At 70.6% G+C, this 22,676-nt stretch carries 21 protein-coding genes and 1 tRNA gene; 17 read left to right on the forward strand and 5 right to left on the reverse strand.

The window, feature by feature from the left end; translation table 11 throughout:
* Positions 1-261: 261 nt before the first annotated feature.
* The 9 genes from RBH18_RS29450 (at position 262) to RBH18_RS29490 (ending at position 11,763) form a co-directional block, all read left to right on the forward strand.
* Positions 262-1,392, forward strand: a complete 1,131-nt coding sequence (locus RBH18_RS29450; protein WP_306213705.1) for a YihY/virulence factor BrkB family protein — start codon at positions 262-264, stop codon at positions 1,390-1,392.
* A 272-nt stretch (positions 1,393-1,664) separates the two neighbouring features.
* Complete coding sequence (locus RBH18_RS29455) at positions 1,665-2,876, forward strand: hypothetical protein (protein WP_306213707.1); 1,212 nt, start codon at positions 1,665-1,667, stop codon at positions 2,874-2,876.
* Positions 2,877-2,971: 95 nt separating this feature from the next.
* Complete coding sequence (locus RBH18_RS29460) at positions 2,972-4,150, forward strand: ROK family protein (RefSeq protein ID WP_306213708.1); 1,179 nt, start codon at positions 2,972-2,974, stop codon at positions 4,148-4,150.
* The gene (locus RBH18_RS29465; RefSeq protein WP_306213709.1) at positions 4,147-5,673 is read left to right on the forward strand and encodes a sugar ABC transporter ATP-binding protein; all 1,527 of its coding nucleotides are present in this window, start codon (positions 4,147-4,149) and stop codon (positions 5,671-5,673) included. The genes RBH18_RS29460 and RBH18_RS29465 overlap by 4 nt, the downstream gene beginning before the upstream one ends.
* Entirely contained in the window at positions 5,670-6,701 is a 1,032-nt protein-coding gene (locus RBH18_RS29470; RefSeq protein ID WP_306213710.1) for an ABC transporter permease, read from the forward strand. Before RBH18_RS29465 ends, RBH18_RS29470 begins: the two co-directional genes overlap by 4 nt.
* Before the next feature lie 64 nt (positions 6,702-6,765).
* A complete protein-coding gene (locus RBH18_RS29475; protein WP_306213711.1) occupies positions 6,766-7,809 on the forward strand; it encodes a substrate-binding domain-containing protein in 1,044 nt (347 codons plus the stop codon).
* A 26-nt stretch (positions 7,810-7,835) separates the two neighbouring features.
* Positions 7,836-9,023 (forward strand): Gfo/Idh/MocA family protein, encoded by a 1,188-nt coding sequence (locus tag RBH18_RS29480; RefSeq protein WP_306213712.1) that lies wholly within the window; start codon positions 7,836-7,838, stop codon positions 9,021-9,023.
* Between the two features lie 546 nt (positions 9,024-9,569).
* Positions 9,570-10,634, forward strand: coding sequence for a sugar phosphate isomerase/epimerase family protein (locus tag RBH18_RS29485; protein ID WP_306213713.1), 1,065 nt, complete (start codon positions 9,570-9,572; stop codon positions 10,632-10,634).
* Positions 10,635-10,755: 121 nt separating this feature from the next.
* Entirely contained in the window at positions 10,756-11,763 is a 1,008-nt protein-coding gene (locus RBH18_RS29490) for a sugar phosphate isomerase/epimerase family protein (protein WP_306213714.1), read from the forward strand.
* A 294-nt stretch (positions 11,764-12,057) separates the two neighbouring features.
* Here RBH18_RS29490 and RBH18_RS29495 read toward each other — a convergent pair whose 3' ends face one another.
* On the reverse strand, positions 12,058-12,375 hold the full coding sequence (locus RBH18_RS29495; protein ID WP_306213715.1) for a hypothetical protein: 318 nt from the start codon (positions 12,373-12,375) through the stop codon (positions 12,058-12,060).
* Positions 12,376-12,720: 345 nt separating this feature from the next.
* Here RBH18_RS29495 and RBH18_RS29500 point away from each other — a divergent pair.
* Positions 12,721-12,793 (forward strand) — tRNA-Asn (locus RBH18_RS29500).
* 617 nt (positions 12,794-13,410) lie between these two features.
* Here RBH18_RS29500 and RBH18_RS29505 read toward each other — a convergent pair.
* Together RBH18_RS29505 and RBH18_RS29510 are read right to left on the reverse strand one after the other, a co-directional pair.
* On the reverse strand, positions 13,411-13,674 hold the full coding sequence (locus RBH18_RS29505) for a hypothetical protein (protein WP_306213716.1): 264 nt from the start codon (positions 13,672-13,674) through the stop codon (positions 13,411-13,413).
* On the reverse strand, positions 13,674-13,835 hold the full coding sequence (locus RBH18_RS29510; RefSeq protein ID WP_372339005.1) for a hypothetical protein: 162 nt from the start codon (positions 13,833-13,835) through the stop codon (positions 13,674-13,676). The genes RBH18_RS29505 and RBH18_RS29510 overlap by 1 nt, the downstream gene beginning before the upstream one ends.
* Before the next feature lie 207 nt (positions 13,836-14,042).
* On the opposite strand from RBH18_RS29510, the gene RBH18_RS29515 reads away from it, so the two are divergent.
* The 4 genes from RBH18_RS29515 (at position 14,043) to RBH18_RS29530 (ending at position 18,075) form a co-directional block, all read left to right on the forward strand.
* Positions 14,043-16,268, forward strand: coding sequence for a glycoside hydrolase domain-containing protein (locus RBH18_RS29515; protein WP_306213717.1), 2,226 nt, complete (start codon positions 14,043-14,045; stop codon positions 16,266-16,268).
* A 29-nt stretch (positions 16,269-16,297) separates the two neighbouring features.
* The gene (locus RBH18_RS29520) at positions 16,298-16,612 is read left to right on the forward strand and encodes a hypothetical protein (RefSeq protein WP_306213718.1); all 315 of its coding nucleotides are present in this window, start codon (positions 16,298-16,300) and stop codon (positions 16,610-16,612) included.
* Between the two features lie 16 nt (positions 16,613-16,628).
* A complete protein-coding gene (locus RBH18_RS29525) occupies positions 16,629-17,309 on the forward strand; it encodes a hypothetical protein (protein ID WP_306213719.1) in 681 nt (226 codons plus the stop codon).
* Positions 17,310-17,400: 91 nt separating this feature from the next.
* Positions 17,401-18,075 (forward strand): DUF2690 domain-containing protein, encoded by a 675-nt coding sequence (locus tag RBH18_RS29530; RefSeq protein WP_306213720.1) that lies wholly within the window; start codon positions 17,401-17,403, stop codon positions 18,073-18,075.
* A 73-nt stretch (positions 18,076-18,148) separates the two neighbouring features.
* Here RBH18_RS29530 and RBH18_RS29535 read toward each other — a convergent pair whose 3' ends face one another.
* Positions 18,149-18,466 carry a hypothetical protein gene (locus RBH18_RS29535; protein WP_306213721.1) on the reverse strand — a complete coding sequence of 106 codons (318 nt, stop codon included), beginning with the start codon at positions 18,464-18,466 and terminating at the stop codon, positions 18,149-18,151.
* 79 nt (positions 18,467-18,545) lie between these two features.
* Positions 18,546-19,661, reverse strand: coding sequence for a Nickel transporter NicT (nicT, locus tag RBH18_RS29540; RefSeq protein ID WP_306213722.1), 1,116 nt, complete (start codon positions 19,659-19,661; stop codon positions 18,546-18,548).
* A 167-nt stretch (positions 19,662-19,828) separates the two neighbouring features.
* Between nicT and RBH18_RS29545 the strand changes: the two genes are divergently transcribed.
* From RBH18_RS29545 to RBH18_RS29555, 3 genes are read left to right on the forward strand one after another with little or no spacing between them, the layout of a single operon-like run.
* The gene (locus tag RBH18_RS29545; protein ID WP_306213723.1) at positions 19,829-20,902 is read left to right on the forward strand and encodes a FecCD family ABC transporter permease; all 1,074 of its coding nucleotides are present in this window, start codon (positions 19,829-19,831) and stop codon (positions 20,900-20,902) included.
* Positions 20,902-21,840: an ABC transporter substrate-binding protein gene (locus RBH18_RS29550; RefSeq protein WP_306213724.1), complete on the forward strand. Its 939-nt coding sequence runs from the start codon at positions 20,902-20,904 to the stop codon at positions 21,838-21,840. Before RBH18_RS29545 ends, RBH18_RS29550 begins: the two co-directional genes overlap by 1 nt.
* Positions 21,837-22,613 (forward strand): ABC transporter ATP-binding protein, encoded by a 777-nt coding sequence (locus RBH18_RS29555; protein ID WP_306213725.1) that lies wholly within the window; start codon positions 21,837-21,839, stop codon positions 22,611-22,613. The genes RBH18_RS29550 and RBH18_RS29555 overlap by 4 nt, the downstream gene beginning before the upstream one ends.
* Positions 22,614-22,676: the final 63 nt, after the last annotated feature.

Raw genomic sequence — 22,676 nt, forward strand, 5'->3', positions numbered from 1 at the left:
TCCCCCGTCCCGCCGAGCCGGCTTCAGAGGATCCAGGAGTCACCGGCGGATGAGCACCGCCATGCGGAGGAGACCCGGCGGTGGCCCGGCGGGGCCACGGCGCGAGGCCCTCACCTGTGCGTTTGCTGGATGTTGTCGTGGCCCACGAGGTTAGAAGCGGGGACATGGCGGGCATCACCCTGGTCAGACATGGTGCGCGGCGGCCGGGCAGGCCGGCGGATCTGATGCGAGTGGTGCACAGCGCCCGGAGGGAATCCCGTTATGAAACTGCTAGGCAAGTCGGATCACGAGTCCGGCCATGACGAGAACGCCGACGCGGCCCGAGGCGCCCGGGCAGCGGGCCAACGGGATGCCGGCAAGCACGGTTACGACCTCGACGCGGCTGCCACCAGCCGGACGGGGGAGAGCAGCGACCGCGACCTGAGCGCGCCGTCGCCGGACGCCGGGCCGGACAACCCCGCGCAGCTCAAGGGCAAGGGCATCCTCGGGGCGCTCAAGCGTACTTTCAAGCAGTTCTCCGAGGACAACATCACCGACTGGGCGGCCGCGCTCACGTACTACGGGGTGCTGTCGATCTTCCCCGGCGCGCTGGTGCTCGTGTCCGTGCTGGGCCTGCTGAGCAGCGACGGCAAGCAGACCGTCACGGAGACGATCAACGACATCGCGCCGAGCCAGATCAAGGACCTGGTCAACCAGGTGCTCAGCCAGGTCAGCGACACCGGCACGGCGAGCTTCGCGGCGATCATCGGTCTGCTGGCGGCGTTCTGGTCGGCGTCGGGCTACATCGGGGCGTTCATGCGGGCCTCGAACGCGATCTACGACGTGCCGGAGGGCCGGCCGATCTGGAAGACGCTGCCCATCCGGGTGGGCGTCACCGCGGTCATCGGCCTCATGCTGATCGTCTCGGCCATGATCGTGGTCTTCACCGGTGACCTGGCGCAGGCGGTCGGCGACCAGATCGGCCTCGGCTCCGCGGCCGTGACGACCTGGAACATCGCCAAGTGGCCGGTGCTCGTCATCCTGGTCAGCCTGATGTTCGCGATCCTCTACTGGGCGTCGCCGAACGCGAAGACCGGCGGCTTCCGCTGGGTCAGCCCGGGCGGCATCTTCGCCGTGATCCTGTGGGTGGTCGCCTCCGGAGCGTTCGCGCTCTACCTGGCGAACTTCGCCAACTACAACAAGACGTACGGCACGCTGGGTGGTGTCATCGCCTTCCTGGTGTGGCTGTGGATCTCCAACATCGCGATCATGATCGGCGCGGAGCTGGACGCCGAGCTGGAGCGCGGCCGGGCGATCGCGGCCGGGCACGACCCCGAGGACGAGCCGTTCCTCGAGCTGCGGGACGACCGCAAGCTCAAGAAGGGCAGCGAGAAGGGCCTCAGTACGAACTGATCCCGAGCACGTGACGGCGGCCCACCGACGTGGGCCGCCGTTTTTCATGCCGCAAGAACGGACGAAACGCCGCACTGTCGCCTGCCCGACACTTGCCGAAGACGGTGACACTCCGTGGTGATCGATCGTCGCCGATGGTGGCGAAGGCTGCCCGTTTTGTCACGCCTGCACCGACCGCCTGGCGATCTCGCGCGCTAGCCCCTGAACACCGGCCGGACAAGCCCGCACGTACGGACCAATCCCCGCCGCGCCGGGCGGAGTAGATGTCTCGCGTGACTTCTCGACAAGACGCGACGGCGGACAAGCTCGCGGCCACGCTGCTGCCCGTGCTGCGGGCCGAGGCCGCCCACCACGGCCTGTACGGGCCCGTGCTCGCGGTGCGCTGGCGCAAGCTGGAGTGCCCCGGCCCGCCCGCCCGCCCGGCCCACGACGGCGAGGTCCGTGACCTGCCGCGCCTGCTTGACGACCTGCCCCGGCGCCGCCTGGTCGTGCTCGGGGAGTCCGGGGCGGGCAAGACCTCCGCGGGCCTGCTGACGGCACTGACCCTGCTGGGCCGGCACCTGCCCGCGGAGAAGATCCCGGTCCCCGTCGGCCTGCGTGACTGGGAACCGGCCCGGGAGACGCTCAGTGAGCACCTGGTCCGGCAGCTGGCGCCGCATGTGGGCCGTCCCGCCGCGATCGAGCTGGTGGGCGGCGGTCACATCCTTCCTGTCTTCGACGACATCTTCGAGCCGGCCCCGGACGCGGGGGCCTGTCCGATCACGGCTGCGCACGCCGCCCGCGTACGCGTGGAAGCGCTGATCGCCGCCCTCAACCGCGGCACCGACGGGTTCGTCGTGCTCGCGGACACCGTGCGCTATCGCGAAGCGACCCGGCTCGGGCCCGAGCTCGACGCCTGTCATGTCGTGCTGGAGCCGGTGGCCGCCGAGGAGGCCCGGTCGTGGCTGCGGCGGACCGTGGCGGGCGTGGCCCAGCTCGCCGAGGACAAGGCGGACTCGAAGGTCGCCCGCTGCGCCGACCTCATCGGCCGGCTGGACCGTGCACCCGGCGGCAGCGTCGTCCTGGGGTCGCCCCGGCTGCTCGGGCTGCTGGAGGGCTTGATCTACGGGGAGCCCGGCGCCGTCCGGGACCTGCCCAGCGGCGACGCCGGGGAGATCACGAGCTACCTCTACCAGGTCGCGGTCGCCGGCCTGGCGGACGTGTTGCGCACCGCCGGGGAGAAGCGCCGGTTCTTCCGCCGCCGGCGCAACGCCCTGCTGGCGGAGGCGGTCGAGCGCCGGCTGCTGCGCCGGACGCCCGCCGGTTACGAGATCCCGGACGCGGGCCTGCGGGAGTGGCTGAGCCGGGAGACGCCCGGCAGGCCGCCCGCCGTACGCCTGTCCTATGTCGAGCGCGACGTCAACTCCGCCGTCCCCGAGGTGCTCGCCGGGGCCACGTCGCATGCGCCGGTTACTTTTGACTCAGAAGACAAAAGTTCCGGTTGATCAATGCAAAGCTATGGACCAGCGGGGTGGAAGGGCCCTAGTGTGACGGGCGTGACACCGTCCCGTTGCGACGGTGTGAACGGCCGGAGGTGCCCGTGCATGTCGTCGACGCCCCCCATCTACGCCTGTTGCGCCTGCTGCGCGACGAGGGCCCGATATCCCGCGCCGAGCTGGGCGACCGCCTCGACCTGACCAGGCCGCGGCTGCTGGCCGAGGTCGAGCGGCTGGTCGCCGCCGGGTTCATCGCCGAGGCGGGCATGGCCGCGTCGCGGGGCGGGCGCCGGTCCACCCTGGTCGAGCTGCACCCCCGGCTCCGGTTCGCCGCCGTCGACCTGGGGGCCAGCTCGATCGACATCGAGGTGACCAACGGACGGCTCGAGCCCGTCGCCGCCTACCGGGAGAGCACCGACATCCGGGGCGGCCCGCGGGCGATCCTGCACCGGATCCAGGAGCTGCTGGAGAAGGCGCGGACCGACGGGGCGTACGAGCGGCTCGACGCCGTCGGGATCGGCGTGCCGGGCCCGGTCAGCTTCCGCGACGGGGTGCCGGTGTCGCCGCCGATCATGCCCGGCTGGGACCGCTATCCGGTGCGCGAGCTGCTGACCCGCGAGCTGGGCTGCCCGGCGGTGGTGGACAACGACGTCAACATCATGGCCATCGGCGAGCGGCACGGCGGGGTCGCCCACTCGGTCGACGACTTCCTGTTCGTCAAGATCGGTACGGGCATCGGCTGCGGCATCCACCTGGCCGGCGAGGTCTACCGGGGCGTGGACGGCTGCGCGGGCGACATCGGCCACATCCAGGTGGACTCGCATGGCCCGGTCTGCTCCTGCGGGAACGCCGGCTGTCTCGAGGCACTCTTCAGCGGCGCGGCGCTGGCCCGGGACGCGCTGGCCGCCGCGCGCAACGGCGACTCCCCGGCGCTCGCCGAGCGGCTCGCCGCCCACGGCACGCTCGTGGCCCGCGACGTGGCGGACGGCGCCGCCGAGGGCGACGTCACCTGCATCCGGCTCATCCGCGACGGCGGGCGGCGGGTCGGGGCGGTGCTCGCCACGCTGGTCAGCTTCTCGAACCCGTCGATGATCGTCATCGGGGGCGGGCTCGCGCAGCTGGGCCACATCCTGCTGGCCGAGATCCGCAGCGTCGTCTACCGCCGCTCGCTGCCGCTGGCCACCGGCAACCTCCCGGTCGTCCTCAGCGAACTCGGGGCCCGCGCCGGCGTCACGGGCGCCGCGGTCCTCGCCAGCGACACGGCCTTCGAGCAGGCGTCATGAGCGACCCCTCGGCGAGCGACGTCGTGCTCAAGCTGGCGGGCGTCGTCAAGACCTTCCCCGGCGTACGGGCCCTGGACGGCGTGGAACTGGAGGTGCGCAGGGGCGAGGTCCACTGTCTCCTCGGCCAGAACGGCGCCGGCAAGTCCACGCTGATCAAGATCCTCGCGGGCGTGCACCACGCCGACGAGGGCAGCATCACGTGGCTCGGTGAGCCGTTCGCCCCGGGCAACCCGCAGGCCGCGATGCGGGCCGGGATCGCCACGATCTATCAGGAACTCGATCTCGTCGAGGACCTGTCGGTCGCGGAGAACGCGTTTCTCGGCCACGAGGAGAGTCGTGGCGGTTTCCTCAAGCGGCGCAGCACCGCCGCGCGTACCCGGGAGATCCTGACCAGGCTCGGGCACGCGGAGATCCCGGCCCGGCGGATGGTCCGCTCGCTGCCCGCCGCGGGCAAGCAGATCGTGAGCATGGCCCGCGCTCTCTCGCACGACGCCAAGTTGATCGTGATGGACGAGCCGAGCGCGGTCCTGGCGCACGACGAGGTCGAGAACCTGTTCCGGATCATCCGCGAGCTGACCGCGCAGGGCATAGCGGTGATCTACATCTCCCACCGGATGGAGGAGATCCGCGACATCGGCGACCGGGTCACCGTGCTCAAGGACGGGCGCACCACCGCGGCGAACCTCCCCGCCCGCGGGACCCCGACCCGCGAGCTGGTCAGCCGCATGACCGGGCGCACCATCGAGTACGTCTTCCCGCCCCGCGTCGGCCGCTCCGAGGGCGAGCCGCTGCTGCGGGTCGAGGGGCTGACCCGGGCGGGCGAGTTCACGGACGCCTCGCTGACCGTGCGCGCCGGGGAGATCGTGGGCATCGCGGGACTGGTCGGGTCGGGCCGCTCGGAGCTGCTGGAGACGATCTTCGGCGCCCGCCCGGCCGACTCCGGGACCGTCACGGTCGACGGCAAGCCGATCCGCAGCATCGGCGGCGCGGTGCGCGCGGGCATGGGCATGGCGCCCGAGGAGCGCAAGAGCCAGGCGCTGCTGCTGGACGAGCCGATCTACCGCAACATGACGCTGTCCTCCTTCCCCGGGTACGCCCGCGGCGGCTTCACCGACGCCGGCAAGGAGAAGGCGGCGGCGGAGCGCACGGCCGACCGGCTCGAGCTGCGTCCCCGCGACGTGAACCGGCCGGTGCGCACGCTCTCCGGCGGCAACCAGCAGAAGGTGGTCGTCGGCCGGTGGCTGCTCGACCGCACCCGGCTGCTGCTGCTCGACGAGCCGACCCGGGGCGTGGACGTGGGCGCGCGGGCCGAGCTCTACCAGGTGATCCACGATCTCGCGGCCGGCGGGGTCGGCGTGCTGCTGGTCTCCAGCGAGGTGCCGGAGGTCCTCGGCCTCGCCGACCGGGTGCTGGTCATGCGCGAGGGACACCTGATCCACGAAGCCCCTGCCGACGAGATCGACGAGGCGCGGGTGCTCGACCTTGTCATGGCCGGCTCGCTGCTGGAGGGAGAACCAGCATGACCGATACGAAAGTCCCCGCGACCCACGTGACCACTCCGCCGAAGCGCGCCTTCTGGTCCGGCGACGCGGCCGAACCGTTCCGCCGCAACCTGGGCCTGGTCGGCGTCCTCATCGTCCTGGTGATCATCGGGATCATCACCCGCCCGGAGCTCTACGGCGACGCGAGCTGGGTGAGCGGCAACATCTGGACCATCCTCAAGCAGGCCTCCGCGATCGGCGTGGTGACGGTCGGCATGACCTTCGTCATCATCGGCGGCGGCATCGACCTGTCTGTCGGCGCGATCGTCGCGGTCGCCGGCGTGTGGTCGACCACGCTCGCCACGCAGAGCTACGGCACCCTGGGCATGATCTTCACCGCGGTGCTGGTGGGTGTCGTGGTCGGACTGATCAACGGCATCCTCATCTCGTACGGCCGCCTGGTCCCCTTCATCGCCACGCTCGCCATGATGGTCGCCGCCCGGGGTCTCGCCGCGCAGATCTCCGGCAAGCAGACGCAGGTCTCGTCGAACACCACGATCAACAACATCGCCAGCAACGAGATCCTCGGCATCCCGGTGCTCGTGATCATCCTGGCCCTGGTCGTGGCGGCCGGGTGGGTCCTGCTCAACCGGACGACCTTCGGCCGGCGCACGGTGGCGATCGGCGGCAACGTCGAGGCGGCCCGGCTGGCCGGCATCAACGTGCGGCTGCACACCGTGCTGCTCTACGCGCTCTCGGGGCTGTGCTGCGGCATCGCCGCGATCATGCTCACCTCCCAGGCGACCAGCGCCCAGGCGGCGATGGCGAACCTCTACGAGCTCGACGCGATCGCCGCGGCGATCATCGGCGGCACGCTGCTCAGCGGCGGCCGCGGCACCATCGTCGGCGCCCTCTTCGGGGTGCTGGTGTTCTCCACGATCACCAACCTGTTCGCGATCAACAACCTCTCCACCGAGGTCCAGAACATGGTCAAGGGCGGCATCATCGTCGCCGCCGTGCTCGTCCAGCAGTTCCGCTACCAGTCGCTCACGAACCTGCTCAAACGTTAGAGGCCACCCCATGCACCAACCAGGCGACCGGCGACGGCCGCCTGATGAAACCTGGGAGAAAACGATGAACGCTCTGTCCCGTCGTCGCATCCTCTTCGGCAGCGCCGCCGTCGGCGCCGGTGCCGTGCTCACCGCTTGCACGAGCAACACCCCGACCGAGAACACCCAGATCAACACCAACCAGAGCGCCGGCAACGAGAACGCCGCCCCGGGCGACAAGGTGATCATCGGCTTCTCCGCGCCGGCGGCCGACCACGGCTGGCTGGCGGCCATCACCAACAACGCCAAGGCGCAGGCCCAGGCGTACCAGGACGTGGAATTCCGCAGCGTCGAAGCCGGCGCCGATGCGGCCGCCCAGCGCGCCGCGATCTCGACCCTGATCGGCCAGAAGCCCAATGTGATCGTGATGCTGCCGCACGACGGCAAGGAACTGAACGCCGCCGGGCTCGAGGCGATGCGGGCGGGCATCCCGGTGATCAACCTGGACCGTGCCTTCCCGGACCGCGGGGCGTACCGGCTGCAGATCAAGGGTGACAACTTCGGCATGGGGCTGGCCGCCGGGGCGTACATCGGGGCGCAGTTGCAGGCCAAGGGGGTGAGCAACCCGATCATCGGGGAGATCCCCGGCATCGACTCGCTCGAGCTCACCCAGGACCGCTCGGCCGGCTTCCGGGAGGCCCTCGCCGTGTACGGCTTCAAGGTCGCCAACCGGCGCCCGGCCGAGTTCACGGCGGACACGGGTCAGCGCGCGGCCACCGAGCTGTTCCAGGCGCTGCCCAAGATCGACGCCCTGTGGAACCACGACGACGACCAGGGCATCGGCGTGCTCGCCGCGGTCAACCAGGCGAACCGCAAGGAGTTCCTGATGGTCGGCGGCGCGGGCTCCAAGGCCGCCATCGACGCGATCAAGGCCGACAACAGCGTGCTCAAGGCGACCGTCACCTACAGCCCGTCGATGGCGTCCTCCGCCATCTCGCTGGCCCGCCTGATCGGCCAGGGCAAGGGCATGTCCGACCTGGTCGAGCTGCAGGTGCCCAAGGAGATCACGCTCGCCTCCGAGACGATCACCAAGGAGAACGCCGACCAGTACGCCAAGCTCGGTTTCTGACGTCTCTTTTCGAACGGGAGTTCACGATGGGGCAGCTGCGGGTCGGCATGGTCGGTCACGCGTTCATGGGCGCCGCGCACTCACAGGCCTGGCGCACCGTCAACCACGCGTTCGATCTGCCGCTGTCGGCGCGGATGTCGGTGGTCTGCGGCCGCGACGAGGCACGGGTCGCGGCCGCGGCCGCCAAGCTCGGCTGGGAGTCGCACGCCACCGACTGGCGCGACGTCGTCACGCGCGACGACATCGACCTGATCGACGTGTGCACCCCCGGCGACACCCACGCGGAGATAGCCTGCGCCGCATTGGCCGCCGGCAAGCACGTGCTGTGCGAGAAGCCGCTCGCCAACTCGGTCGCCGAGGCCCGCGAGATGGCGTCGGCCGCGGCGACGGCGCAGGCCCAGGGGATCCGCACCATGTGCGGCTTCAACTACCGCAGGGTCCCGGCCGTCGCCCTCATGCGCAAGCTGGTCGCCGACGGCCGGATCGGCACGGTACGCCACGTCCGCGCGGTCTACCTGCAGGACTGGATCGTGGACCCGGAGTTCCCGCTGGTCTGGCGGCTCCGTAAGGACGTCGCGGGCTCGGGGGCGCTCGGGGACATCGGGGCGCACATCGTCGACCTCACGCAGTTCGTGACCGGGCAGCTCATCACCGGCGTCAGTGCGCTGACCGAGACCTTCGTCCGGGAGCGGCCGCTGCCGTCCTCGTCCGCCGGGCTGGCCGCGGCCGGCAACGGCGCCGGCTCGCCGCTCGGGGAGGTCACCGTGGACGACGCGGCGCTGTTCCTGGCCCGGCTCGACGGGGGAGCGGTCGCCACGTACGAGGCCACGCGCTTCGCCACGGGCCGCAAGAACGGGCTGCGCGTGGAGCTGAACGGGTCGCTCGGCTCGGTGGCGTTCGACTTCGAGCGCATGAACGAGCTGGAGTTCTACGACGCCACGCTGCCCTCGGACGAGCAGGGCTTCACGCGGATCCTGGTCACCGAGCCGGACCATCCGTACATGTCGGCGTGGTGGCCCGCGGGTCACCTGATCGGGTACGAGCACAGCTTCACCCACGAGGTCCGGGATCTCCTGGAGGCGGTCGCCACGGGTACGGACCCGGCACCGTCCTTCGCGGACGCCTTGCAGGTGCAGCTGGTGCTCGACGCGGTCGAGCGGTCGGCGGCGACGTCGGCGTGGGTGCCGGTGGAGGTGTCGCTGGCCGGCGTCTGATCGTGGGTTCCGCCGCAGGCGCGGGGTGGTCCGGTTGCGCTCCGGGGCACGGGCCCGCGGCGGGACGGCCGTTCCGGCAACTGCTCCCGGGTTCCGGCGGGTGCCGGGGCGGCCTTTTGCCTCCCGCGAGGCATGTGCGGTGTGCAGATGCACCCCGCGGTCTGCACGTGTGACTGTCCGGTGCGTGTCCCATTGTGCAATTGGCGCACAGAGAACGCTCTCCGGTATCTCCCTCGTCCGGGTGCTCCGGTCCACTTCGGCCCTGCTCACGACGCGTCCGAGCATCGTCTTACATGAATGTCATTCGCACCCGTAGATCATCCCCGTGCAGGTCAGGACGTCGCACGGCCAGTACGCCCGCTGATCCGGCGGACGGTTGAGGCTCGTACCCGAGGGCAGCCAACCCACGGATGGAGGCGTCATGGCATTCCGTCGGCCCGCCACGACGGCAGCGGTGACCCGCGGCCAAATGGTCCATACTGGACGCAGCACGAACCGATGCACGTGCATATGCCTCGGTGACGCCCCGCTCCAGGAGGGATTCTGATGCGTCTGCGCCACCAGTCGGACCGGGTCGTCCATCTGAGTCACGGCACCGACCTGCGGCCCGCCCGGGACCTCCCGGCCGTCGTCGAGCAGCTCGACGCCTATGCCGCCGCCGTCCGGTCCCGCCTCGACGTGGGCACCCTCGGGGTGAGCCTCTGGCTGCCACCCACCCTCGCCGCCGCCCTCGCGATCGATGCGCGCTCCCGCACCCGGCTGCGTGCCGAGCTCGACGCCCGCGGGCTCGAGGTCTTCACGCTGAGCGGAGTGCCGTACTCCGAGGGCGGCGACGAGGGATCCTCCCTGGCCGACTGGAGCAGCCCGGCCCGCCTGGAGTACACCCTCGACCTGGCGCGCATCCTCGTCGACCTGCTGCCCGCCGAGGCCGAGCGCGGCGCCGTCATCACCAACGGCATCGGCCGGCGCGACGGCTGGGACGAGGCCAAGGAGAAGGCCTGCTCCCGCATCCTCGGCCGGCTCTCCGGCGGGCTCGCCGAGGTCGCCTGGCAGACCGGCCGCGCGGTCCGGGTCGGCTTCCAGCCCGCCCCCGGCCACGTGCTCGACGGCTCCGCCTCGGTGGCGGCCGCCTTCTCCCGGCTCGACAAGGACCGCCTCGGGGTCAGCCTCGACCTCGCGAGCCTGGCGTGCACCTGGGAGGACCCGGTCGCCTACCTCGACCGCCTCGCCGGCGCCGGCGTCTCCGTCATCCACGTGCAGGTGGCCACCGCCCTGCAGGCCACGAACCCGGCCGCCGCGGCGGAGGCCCTGCGGTCCTACACCGGCTTCCCGCACCCCGTGACCACGCCGGACGACGGCTATGTGGAGGACCTGGCGCAGGCGCTCACCGACGTGCCGCCGGGGCCGTGGCGGGTGCTCCACCGCGTACCGTGGGGGTCGTCGCTGCCCCCGGAGCTGACCGCGACCACCGAGATCTGCCGCTCGGCGCTGCGCCGGCTCATGAACGGCAGGCCGGTCACCGAATATCTCGACATCGCGCCCGAGGGTCTGGGCGAGCTCGGCGATCTGGGCCTGTCGCCGCCCCTTGTTGACGCTGCCGCGCGGTCCTAGAGTTTTGGATGAGCCCGGCCGGGGGCGCAAACCCGGCTCGGTTCGCTCGTCCGCTCTGCCCGCCGGTCCTCCCCGCGCCGGCCTCGGAACCCTTGTCGTGCATTCGATCAAGGGAGATGACATGGCTCGACCCATCACGCTCTTCACCGGCCAGTGGGCCGACCTGCCGTTCGAGGAGGTCTGCCGGCTCGCGTCCGAGTGGGGCTACGACGGCCTGGAGATCGCCTGCTGGGGCGACCACTTCGAGGTCGACCGCGCGCTCGCCGAGGACGACTACGTCGACCGCAAGCGCGCGACCCTGGCAAAGTACAACCTGCGCGTGTTCGCGATCTCCAACCACCTCGTCGGCCAGGCCGTCTGCGACCACCCCATCGACGAGCGGCACCAGGACATCCTGCCCGCCGCGATCTGGGGAGACGGCGAGCCTGCGGGCGTCCGGGAGCGTGCGGCCGCACGCATGAAGGACACGGCACGGGCAGCGGCGCGTCTCGGGGTCAAGACGGTCGTCGGCTTCACCGGGTCGTCGATCTGGCACACGGTCGCCATGTTCCCGCCGGTGCCGCCCGCGATGATCGAGCGCGGCTACCAGGACTTCGCCGACCGCTGGAACCCGATCCTCGACGTCTTCGACGAGGTCGGCGTCCGCTTCGCCCACGAGGTGCACCCCAGCGAGATCGCGTACGACTACTGGACCACCCGCCGCACCCTCGACGCCATCGGCCACCGGCCCGCCTTCGGCCTCAACTGGGACCCGTCCCACTTCGTCTGGCAGGACCTCGACCCGGTCAACTTCATCCTCGAGTTCCAGGACCGCATCTACCACGTCGACTGCAAGGACGCGAAGGTCCGCACGGGCGACGGCCGCCGCGGCAGAATGGCCTCCCACCTGCCCTGGGCCGACCTCCGCCGAGGCTGGGACTTCGTCTCCACCGGCCACGGCGACGTTCCGTGGGAGGACTGCTTCCGAGCCCTCAACGCCATCGGCTACGACGGCCCGCTGTCGATCGAGTGGGAGGACGCGGGGATGGACCGGCTGGTCGGCGCCCCCGCCGCGCTGCAGTTCGTTCGCGACCTGGCCTTCGACGCCCCGACGGCAGCCTTCGACGCCGCCTTCTCGTCCTCGTCCTAAAGCTCCCATCCGCGGGTCGTCCCTTATTCACCTGGGCGGCCCGGGGAGTGTCGCGCGGCCCCTCTCCTCGAGCTGGCCGCGACCGGCGCTGTCCGCTTCCCTGCGGCGGCATTGCGCCGAGGCCGGTCGCCGGCGCGCCCCATGCCTCCGATGGCGGTCGCTGCGCCGATCCCGGCTCTTGCCGACGGCGCTTGCTGTCGGCGCTTGCCGTCGGCGCTTGCCGTCCGCCAGGGGGCGAACAGCCGCGTGGCCCGGTCCCTCAGCGGGGGCCGGGCCACGAACGGCTGGCGTGCGTCAGTACGTGCTGCCGGTGCTGGTCGAGCTCGTCGCCGGCAGGTCCGTGGTGCTGGTCGTGCTGGTGCCGGTCGAGGAGGACGAGCTGCTGGCCGACTGCAGCTTCTCACCGATCTTGGACTGGTTGAGCTTGTCCTTGCCCTCGGTGTAGAGCTTGTTGGCCTGCGCCTGGGCAACGCCGGCGGCCTCCTGGACCGTCGGGTGCTCCCACACCTTCTTGGCGTTGGCCGCGATCTCCTCGTACTTCTCCCGGCCGGCACGGCTGCCCAGGACGAAGCCCGCCGCGAGACCCGTGATGAACATGAGCTTTCCGCGCATGGCGGCTCCTTCCGTTCGTCGACGCACGTGCGTCTTCGTCTTCGGTGAGGGTGCATACCCATCCTGCCGCCAGCTCATTCCCGCCGCCCGCTTTTCGTCCGACTCACGACTCGCCCGGGTGTGTCGCCCCACCCCTGACCAGGCAATCCACCGCCCCGCCCGCCCTGTGACGCCGATCGCCGGGCGTGGCGTTATGTCGCCGTGTGAGCGAGATGTCCGCCTCCCCGCCGCGCCGGGGCACCTCGCGGAGGGGTACCCCCGAGCGAAACCGCCCGCCGGTCATGTATCGTTTCTCCCGTCGCCACGACGACCTGCGAGAGCGGGAAGCCGGGGCGACGGGTTTGATCCCCTGTAGCTCAATTGGCAGAGCAGCCGGCTGTTAACCGGCAGGTTATTGGTTCGAGTCCAATCGGGGGAGCGTTTACTCAGGTGAGGGGCCGCTTCGGTGGCCCCTTTCGCGTACCGCCACGTTTTTCGGTTATTGGTCCTCCGACTAGAGCAGGCCAGACCGCCCAGGTGCGACGGGCATGCCGGAGGTGGTTCGCGTGAAGGTCGACCACGCCAGCATGTCTTTGAGGTGAAGTGCTTCTCGGCCTCGTCGATCGCTGCGAGCTACGCGACGATCTGCCGTGGGAGGAGTCGCCGGCCACCTTCTGCATGACGGGGTGGCCGAGGGCCGTGTCGCGGATCGGTCGGCACGGGCCTGTCGCACCCGCCGCGCGGTGTCTGGTTTGCGCTGCCCGGCGATGGTGACCCGGGCGGCCGAGCAGGCGTTCGGCCGCCTTCACATGCCGATGTCAAGCCCGGCGTAATTCTCGGCCAGGCCGGTCAGTACCTGCTGAGCGTCGAGAGTTGCCTGTAGCGATGGGCATCGCCGGCGGCTACGCGGGCGTCGGCACTTCTCGTAGACATCGCGATCGGCGGTGTGCCGGCTGGTCGCGTCAGGTGGGCCAGCCTGATCGGCTCCCTGGCCCGAGAAGATCGGCTACGTCACCGGCGCTTCAACCGCCGTCGAAGGGGGCGTTGCCCGGACATTCAGCTGGTGGGCATGTCCACAGTGAGGCCAGCTGCTGCTGCCGCCTCGGCGAGCCGCTTGTCGTAGGTGGTCGACATGGTCGCCTCGTTCGGCGCCGAGGTCCACTGATGTGAGCGCGCCTGGCTCTCACACCCCGGGATCGGCGCCACCGCCGCGGTCAACAGCCTCGTCGATCTGCTGCTCGTGCAGTCCGCCACGATCTCGATCCGGCCGGCCTCGATGCCGTCGAGCGCGGAGCCGGCGATGTCGTCCGGGCCCTTCATCACGGCAGCCGGGTTGAACGCCTGCCCGCATTGTTGATCAGCAGGGTCACGTCGCCGGCGGCCGCTGCCACCGGCGCCGGGTCGGTGATGTCCGGGCGCAGCGGCACGACGCCGGGCAGATCGACATCCGGCCGGGACGTCCGGGTGGTCGAACGCCTCACGACCGTGACCGTCTGCCTCTGTTCCCCCCGCCCGGCCCGCGGTGCGCCGCCCGAACGGGCCTTGTTCCGAGCTGTCGCCGGCGGACGGAAACGGGGCAGCGCGAGATCGTTTCGCGTCGTATGCTGCCGTCGCGGCAGTGAGATCAATCGATCTGTGCGGGCTTCGCTGCGATGATGCTGCCGCGCCCCCCTCACAGAAGGACGTAGATGGCAGACGTTGACGAGATGGTCCTTCGGGCCCAGCGCTTCATCAACAGCACCTACAGCAACGGCGCGAAGCTCGGCATCGCGAAGCTCGAGGAGAACGGCCGCACCGGGTGGCCCACGATGTACGCCCTGACCCGGGCGCTGCAATACGAGATGGGCATCACCTCGTTGTCGGACACCTTCGGTCCCACGACGCTGGCGACGCTGCAGAGCAAGTTTCCGAGTCTGAACGCCTCGACCGTGCCGTCGTGGATCTTCGGCTGCATCCTCCAGTCGGCGTTGTACTGCAAGGGCTATGACGGCGGCGGCATCGACGGCATCTACAGCGCCCGGGTCGAGGCTTCGGTCACTCAGCTGAAGCAGGACATGGGGCTCGCCTACGCCTACCCGGGTGGTTCGCTGGAGCCCAAGGTCGTCAAGGCGCTGCTCAACATGGACGCGTACGTCACCGTCAACAACGGGTCGAGCCAGATCCGCTCTGTCCAGCAGTGGTTGAACGGCCGGTACGTCAACCGCCGCGACTACTTCGTCATCCCGTGCGACGGTCACCACTCCCGGGACGTCGCGAAGTCGATGTTGCTGGCCATCCAGTACGAGTTGGGCATGGCCGACGGCACGGCGAACGGGGTGTTCGGCCCCGGCACGCAGGCCGGGCTGAAGTCCCATCCGGTGTCGGTCGGCACGGCCGGCACCTGGGCGGAGATGTTCACCGCGGCGATGCTGCTCAACAAGCGGCCCGTCTCGTTCGGCGCCTTCACCGCCGAGGTGCAGGCCGCGGTGCGCGAGTTCCAGTCGTTCGCGAAGCTGTCCGTGACCGGGACCGGGGACTTCCCGACGTGGGCGTCGCTGCTGGTCTCGTACGGCGACCAGACGCGCAGCGGCGAGGCGTGCGACGGCGTCACGAAGATCACGCCGGATCGCGCGGTGGCTTTGAAGGCGGCCGGATACAAGTACATCGGGCGATACCTCTACAACCCGTCCTCGACGAGCCTGCCGGAGAAGGCGATCCAGCCCGGCGAGCTCGCCACGATCAAGCAGTACGGGCTGCGCTGTTTCCCGATCTATCAGACGTGGGCCCGGGACGCGACCAACTTCAGTTACGCCAGCGGCTGCGTCGACGCGACGAACGCCATCGAGTGGGCCCGGATCCACGGCTTCAAGCCGGGATCGACCATCTACTTCGCGGTCGACTACGACGCGATGGACGCCGAGGTCACCAGCTACATCCTGCCGTACTTCCGGGGCGTGCACGGCACGGTCAGCGAGCTCTCCGGCTACCGGGTGGGCATCTACGGTCCCCGCAACGTCTGCCAGCGGGTCTCCGACGAGGGGTACGCGCTCACCTCGTTCGTGTCCGACATGTCGTCCGGGTTCTCGGGCAACCTGGGCTATCCGCTGCCGACCAACTGGGCGTACGACCAGATCGTCACCAAGACGATCGGCTCGGGCAGCGGCAGCATCGAGATCGACAACAACATCGCCTCGGGCCGCGACACCGGTCAGGGCGACTTCGACCCGCCGCGGCCCAACACCGACGATCTCGACGTGGACCTCGACAAGAGTCGCTACCAGGCGGCGCTGCTCCGGGACGTCCAGACCTACCTGACGTCGGTCGGCGTCCCGGAGACCGGCGGCGAGGGCTGGACGCTCGACGGGGACTGGGTCACCTGGAACGTGATCTCCACGACCAACGCGTTCGAGCGGGTCATGGAAGCCGACTGGCTGTTCACGAACCTGGCCCGGACCCTGAAGCTGCGCAAGGCCCTCGTCCAGGCGCCGATCCTGTGGGAGCTGCGCAAGCTGAATCCGACCGATCCGATGTTCGACGACCTGTTCCGGAACGGGCTGCGGCCGGATTCCAGCACCGGCTACGGACAGATCTTCGCCTGGGTGGCGATCGAGGCCCGTAACTACTGCATCCAGCAGGGCATCATCAACGGCACTCCGTTGACGCTGGAGACCGACCGGCGTGCGGTGTGGGATCGCCTCCAGGACCCCCACTACAACATCGCGACGGCCGCCTACCTGACGATCTACAACGCGTACCAGGTCGGGGTGGCCCGTCCCTCGCTCACCACGAGCATGGCCGACGTCCAGCTCATCCTGGAGCGCTACAACGGGGACAAGTACGAGAGCAACAGAGAGAAGATCGAGCAGTACGGACGTGAGCTGACCGGCCTGTACAACGTCCTCGAGAACTACAACAAGCTCTCCCGTGAGGCGTAGCGGCGGACCGATGACAAAGAATTGGACACATGCTGAGACTCGTTGCAGCGGTCTTCGTGAACCTGCTCCTGGGGGTCGTGGCCGTCGTGCCGTTGTTCCTCATCTGGTACGCGCTGTCCAACGGGCCACTGGCCGACCTGGGCTGGACGCGCGGGGAACCGACCGAGAACGACGGAATGCTGATCTGGTGGCTCCTGGCCGCTGTGTCGTCCGGCGGGTTCCTCTCGGTCTGGGGCCTGATCAACGTGTGGGCCCGCCGCCGGGTGGCTGTTCCGGGGTCCCGCTACTGGCCCGCCTGCGTGGCCGCGTCCCTGGTGCCGTTCGGCCTCATTCTGCTTCGATGACCCGGAAGGCGACACGATGACTCATCGGCTGACTCGGCGCACCGTTCTCCGCACCGCCGCTGTGACAGGCGCGGTCGCGGCCGCCGGTTCCGTCCTGCCCGCCACGCCCGCGTCGGCCCGGGAGATCCGGCGGCCGAAGCGCCCGGCGACCTCGCGGAACGGATGGACCATCCAGAGCAACGCGGATCGCGATTCGCAGGTGTGGACCCGGACCGTGGCCGGCACGGGACTGAGTGTCCCGGTGTGGATCGGGGACGTCGAGGCGATCCTGCTGCACACGATTCGCCGCTTTCACTACGAGATCGAGGAGATCCGGCCGGGCGACCTGGTCGGCTGGACCCCGGTCAACAAGGTGCGCCGGCGCAGCGCCGAGTCCAACCTGGCCTCCGGCACCGCGGTACGGATCCGGCCCGGCGCTCGCGCCAAGGGCGGCTTCTATCCCTTGCAGGAGCAGGTGCTGCGGGACGTCCTCGCCGACGGGGAGGGTCTCGTGCGCTGGGGCGGCGACGACCGTGAGGTGGACGAGTCACTGTTCTACCTCGTGGCCGGCCCCCGGGACGAGCGGGTGCGGGCCATCGGCGACAAGCTCCGCGGCTGGGAGGCGTCGCCCGGTGAGGGCGCGGGGACCGAGGTGGACGTGCTGTCCCGCTCCCGGCGTGCTCGCGCGGACGACCTGGCTCGCCGGCAACGCCGCTAGGCACCCGGTTTCTCGAACGACACCGCACCGGCGACACCGGCGCGGCGATGACCCCTGCCCGCACAACACCTCTTACAGAACAGGAACCACCTTGCGACACCAAGCTCGTGCTCTCGTCCTCACCGCGATCAGCGTCCTGGCGCTCGGCGTCGGCGGACCGGCTCACGCGGAGCCGACCCCGCCTCCGGCCGACTCCCTCCCGGCCGGGTTCCCCGCCGAGGTGCCGCCGGCCGCGGCCGCTGCGCGGGCCGCCGAGGTCAGCCCGACCGGGCCCGCTCCCGTCACCCTTCCCCACCGGGTCGTCCGCAACAGCGACGGCAGTGTCGACGTCATCGCCGACAAGGCGGCCGTCGATGCTCTCGTCTCGGTGGCCGCGGCCTCCGACGCGTGCGGCAACTCCTGCGACGGTGAAGACCCGGCGAGCTACCTCGTGAAGCCCCCGGGCGGCCAGGCCAACTGGTACTACTGCTCCACGGACGCCAAGACGATCTACACCAAGACCGTCGACAACAGCACGTACGCCGAGCTGCGGTACAGCCCCCGCTGCCGGACGGCGTGGACCCGGGGCGGCTACTACTCGCTGCTGGGCGGCTTCAGCTACAACTCGAGCGGGAGCGAGCGCGAGCGGGTGACCGGTCCGAGCGCCCACCAGCAGGGCGTCTCCCGGTACACAGCGATGCTGAACGACGCCGGCTACACGTACAAGGCGTGTGTCGACGGCCAGACCGGCGGGTCCCCGCTCTGGCGCTGCACCGCCAAGTACTGATGTGAACCTGGCCGCCCGCGCCCTCCGGTCCGGGCGGCCAGTCCTCACGGACGCGCGGGCCGCCGGGGTCTGATCAGCGTGCGGCGGCCGCCAGTTCGGGCTCGGCCGCCGTGGCCCGTCGAGTGACCGCCGCCCGCCGGGGGATGAACAGGGCGATCACGAGCGAGGCGGCGGCGGCGAGCCCGGCGGCGGCGAAGATGACCTGGTAAGCCCGCAAAAGCGAACCACGCTGGTGGGGCGGGTAGGCGTCCCCGGTCTGCTCGACGGTCATGACGGCCGGTGGCCCGCCGCCGAGCCTCTCGGCGACGGTGGCGGGGTCCCGGTCCCGGACGAACGTGCGGCAGAAGCCGGGGTACCGGCCCTCGGTCACCCAGGCCCAGGCGGTGTCCATGCGGGCAGGATGGCGAGCCGGTGTCGCCGGGCCACGATGGTGACGGTGTACTTGTCGAGATCGAGCGGCCGTGCGCGGGTCAGTGGTCGGCGCGGCCCTGGGCCAAGCCGCTCGACCAGCGCTGCTCGATGCGGCCGAAGCGCCACACCGCCAGGGCGATCAGCCAGGACACGACGAAGAGGGCGACGATGCCGTACCCGGCGTAGTCGAGGGGGATCGAGCCGATCGCGGCGAGCGGGCCGGTGGTGATGTGGGCCTGGTCGTCGAGGACGCCGATGAGTTCGATGGTTCCTATGATCAGGGCCACGGCGACGGAGATCGACGTGATGGTGATGTTGTAGAAGACCTTGCGGACCGGCTTGGCGAAGGCCCATCCGTACGCCGCGTTCATGAACACCCCGTCGACGGTGTCGAGCAGGCACATGCCGGTGGCGAAGAGGATCGGCAGCACGAGGATCGAGTAGAACGGCAGGTTGAAGGCCGCCGCCCCGCCGGCCAGGACGAGCAGGCCGACCTCGGTGGCGGTGTCGAAGCCCAGCCCGAAGAGGACGCCGACCGGATAGATGTGCCAGGGCTTGCGGACGGACCGGGTGAGGCCGCCGATGATGCGGTTCATGAAGCCGCGCTTGTTGAGCTGTTCCTCCAGTTGCTGCTCGTCGAAGTGGCCGTGGCGCATGGCGCGGAAGACCCGGATGATGCCCAGCAGCACGACGAGGTTGAGGATGCCCAGGATCCACAGGAAGGCGCCGGAGACCGAGGCGCCGATCACGCCGGTGATCGAGTGGAGCTCGGAGCCGTCCTCGGCGACCTGACCGGCCAGGGCCTTGACGCCGGCCGAGAGCAGGAACGCCAGCGCGAAGACGATGGTCGAGTGGCCGAGGGAGAACCAGAAGCCGACCGACAGCGGCTTGCGCTCGTTCTCCTGCATCAGCTTGCGGGTGGTGTTGTCGACCGCGGCGATGTGGTCGGCGTCGAAGGCGTGCCGCATGCCGAACGTGTACGCCAGCACGCCCACGCCGACGGTGAACACCGGATGGTCGCCGCCGAGGTGGAAGTGCTTCGGCGCGACCAGCCCGATGAGGACGGCGAAGCCGGCGACGTGCAGGAGCACGATGAAGCCGGCCATCCCGGCGAGCGACCGCCGGTCGTCGCGCGTCAGGGTGCGCCGGAAGCGGGACAAGCGGGTGTCGACCATGGCGGCCTTCCGGAGAACAGGCTGTATCAGCCAGGAAGCTACGACTGTTGCCAAGGGTTGGCAACTGCAAAGTGATCTTTGCCTCTCGACCGGTACGACCGCGGCTGTTAGCTTCTTGCCAACGAGTTGCAACAGCGGCGCGTAGGCAAGAGACCGGGGGGATTCGTGTGTCCGAGGCCGACATCCTCGGGGTGGCCGCCCGTCGCCGGCGGGCAACGCTCTGGCTCGCCGCGCTCGTCGCCGTGCTGCTCCTGACGATCGTCGTCGCGCTCGGCTCCGGAGCGGTGGGTATCGCGCCGGCGACCGTGGCGCGGGTCATCGCCCACCACGTCACCGGGTGGCCCGGCGAGCCGACGTGGGAGCCGCCGCAGGACGCGATCGTGTGGAAGGTGCGGCTGCCGCGGGTCCTGCTGGGCGTCCTCGTGGGCGCGGGGCTGGCGGTCTGCGGCGTCGCGTTGCAGGCGATGGTCCGCAACGTGCTCGCCGACCCGTACCTGCTGGGTATCAACTCGGGCGCCTCCAGCGGTGCCGCCGCGGCGATCCTGTTCGGCTTCGGCGCCGGTCTCGGGGAGCATGCCCTGCCGGTCAGCGCGTTCCTCGGGGCGCTGGCCGCGTCGCTGCTGGTGTTCCTGGTCGCGCGCAGCGGCGGGCGGGTGACGTCTGTCCGGATGCTGCTGGCCGGCGTGGCGGTCGGCTACGCGCTCTACGCGGCGACCAGCTTCCTCATCTTCGCCTCCGGCTCGGCCGAGGGTGCCCGGTCGGTCATGTTCTGGCTGCTCGGCTCGCTGGGACTGGCTCGCTGGGACGCGGCCCTGGCCGTGGTCGCGGTCGTGGTGGCCGTCACCGTCGCCGTGCTGACGCTCGGCGGGCGGCGGCTGGATGCGCTGGCGATCGGCGACGAGACCGCGCACACGCTGGGCGTCTCACCCGAGCGGTTGCGCATGCGGCTGCTCGTGCTCGTGTCGCTGTGCGTCGGCGTGCTGGTCTCCGCGGCCGGCAGCATCGGCTTCGCCGGGCTGGTCGTGCCGCACCTGGCCCGGCGCCTGGTCGGTTCCGCCCACGTCCGCGTGGTCCCGGTGGCCGCGCTGCTCGGCGCGATCCTGCTGGTCTGGGCCGACGTCGTCGCCCGGGTGCTGCTGGCGCCCCAGGAGATCCCGATCGGCATCGTCACGTCCCTGCTCGGGGCGCCCTTCCTGGTGATTTTGATCCGCCGCCTGCACGCAAGCCCCGGAGGACAGTGATGAAGAGGGCGTTTCTCGCCATGGTGCTGCTCGTCGCCGGATGTGGCGGAGGAGGCACAGCCGCCGCGCGGACCGAGGCGGTGACTGTGACCAATTGCGGCGCCGAGGTGACGTTCGAGCGGACGCCCGAGCGCGTCGTGCTGCTCAAGAGCGCCGCGGTGCCGTACCTGCACGATCTCGGGGTCCTGGACCGGGTGACCGCGCGTGCCGGGCAGTATCCCGAGGAGTACTACGACGCCGCGACGCTCGCCGAGCTGGACAGGATCCCGCTGCTCACCGACAGGACCGACACGAGCGGTCACCTGCAGATCTCCCAGGAGGCCGTGCTCGGGCAGCAGCCCGACCTGGTGCTCGGCGAGGTCGACAACCTCTCGCGCGACGCGCTGTCGGCGGTCGGCATCCCGCTGCTGGAGGAGCCGGCGCTGTGCGACACGACCGGCGCCCGGCCCGCCTTTGACGACATCTACGCCCAGCTGCGGATGTACGGCAAGGTCTTCGACCGCGGCGAGCAGGCCACGGCCGCGATCGACGCACTCGAGCAGCGCATGTCCGGCAGCACGGCGGCGATCGGCAAGACGGCGGCGGTGCTCTATCCGACCGTGGGTGGGGGCGTCACCTACGCGTACGGGAATCGGAGCATGGCCGACCCGCAGCTGAAGGCCGCCGGGCTGACCAACGTGTTCGGCGACACCGACGAGCGCGTCTTCGAGGTGACCACGGAGGAACTGCTCGGGCGCAATCCCGACATCCTCATCCTGCTGTACAGCGACGGCGACCCGAAGGCCGTGGCGCGGGCCGTCACCGGGCTGCCGGGCGCGAAGAACCTGACCGCGGTCAGGAACGGCGACGTGCTGCCGCAGCTGTTCAACTTCACCGAGCCGCCGAGCCCGCTGGCGGTCACCGGTCTCGAGCGCATCGTCCAGCGGTTCGGGAAATGATCGCCGCGCGGGACGTCTCGTGGAGGTACGGCGGCACCCCGGTCATCGCCGGCGTCGGCGTGCGGGCGCGGCCGGGCCGGGTGCTCGGGCTGATCGGCCCCAACGGCAGCGGCAAGACCACGCTGCTGCGCCTGCTCCACGGCGCCCTGCGCAGCGGCACCGGCGAGGTCACCGTCGACGGCGACGACCTCGGGTCCCTGCCGCCCCGCGAAGCCGCCCGCCGGATCGCTGTGGTCGTCCAGGAGGCGGGCGGCGAGACCGCTCTGACGGTCGCCGAGATGGTGCTGCTGGGCCGCACCCCGCACCTGTCGACCTTCCAGCGCGCCTCGGCCGGCGACCACGAGATCGCGGCGCGCTGTCTCGCCCGGGTCGGCGCGGCGCACCTGGGATCCCGGCCGTTCGCCGCCCTGTCCGGCGGGGAGCGCCAGCGTGTGCTCATCGCCCGTGCCCTGGCCCAGGAGGCGACCCACCTGCTGCTCGACGAGCCGACCAACCACCTCGACATCCGTTATCAGCACGAGGTGCTGCGGCTCGTGCGGAACCTGGGCACCTGCTCGATCGTGGTGCTGCACGACCTGAACCTCGCCGCCCGCTACTGCGACGACCTCGTGCTGCTCGGCGACGGCGGAGTCCTGGCGGCCGGCACCACCGCCGAGGTCCTCGACCCGGCGATCCTCGAGCCGGTCTACGGCATCGGCATCCGGCGCCTCGACATCGAGGGCGACATCCACCTGCTGTTCCACCCCCTCCCCGCGCCAAGAGAGCCGGCATGAGCGTCCAGGACCGCGCGCCGGCCTGCGACGACTGTCAGCGGCGGCCCGGGCGCCCCGGGGCCG

This window comes from Actinoplanes oryzae (genome assembly GCF_030757795.1).
Taxonomy (GTDB): Bacteria; Actinomycetota; Actinomycetes; order Mycobacteriales; family Micromonosporaceae; genus Actinoplanes.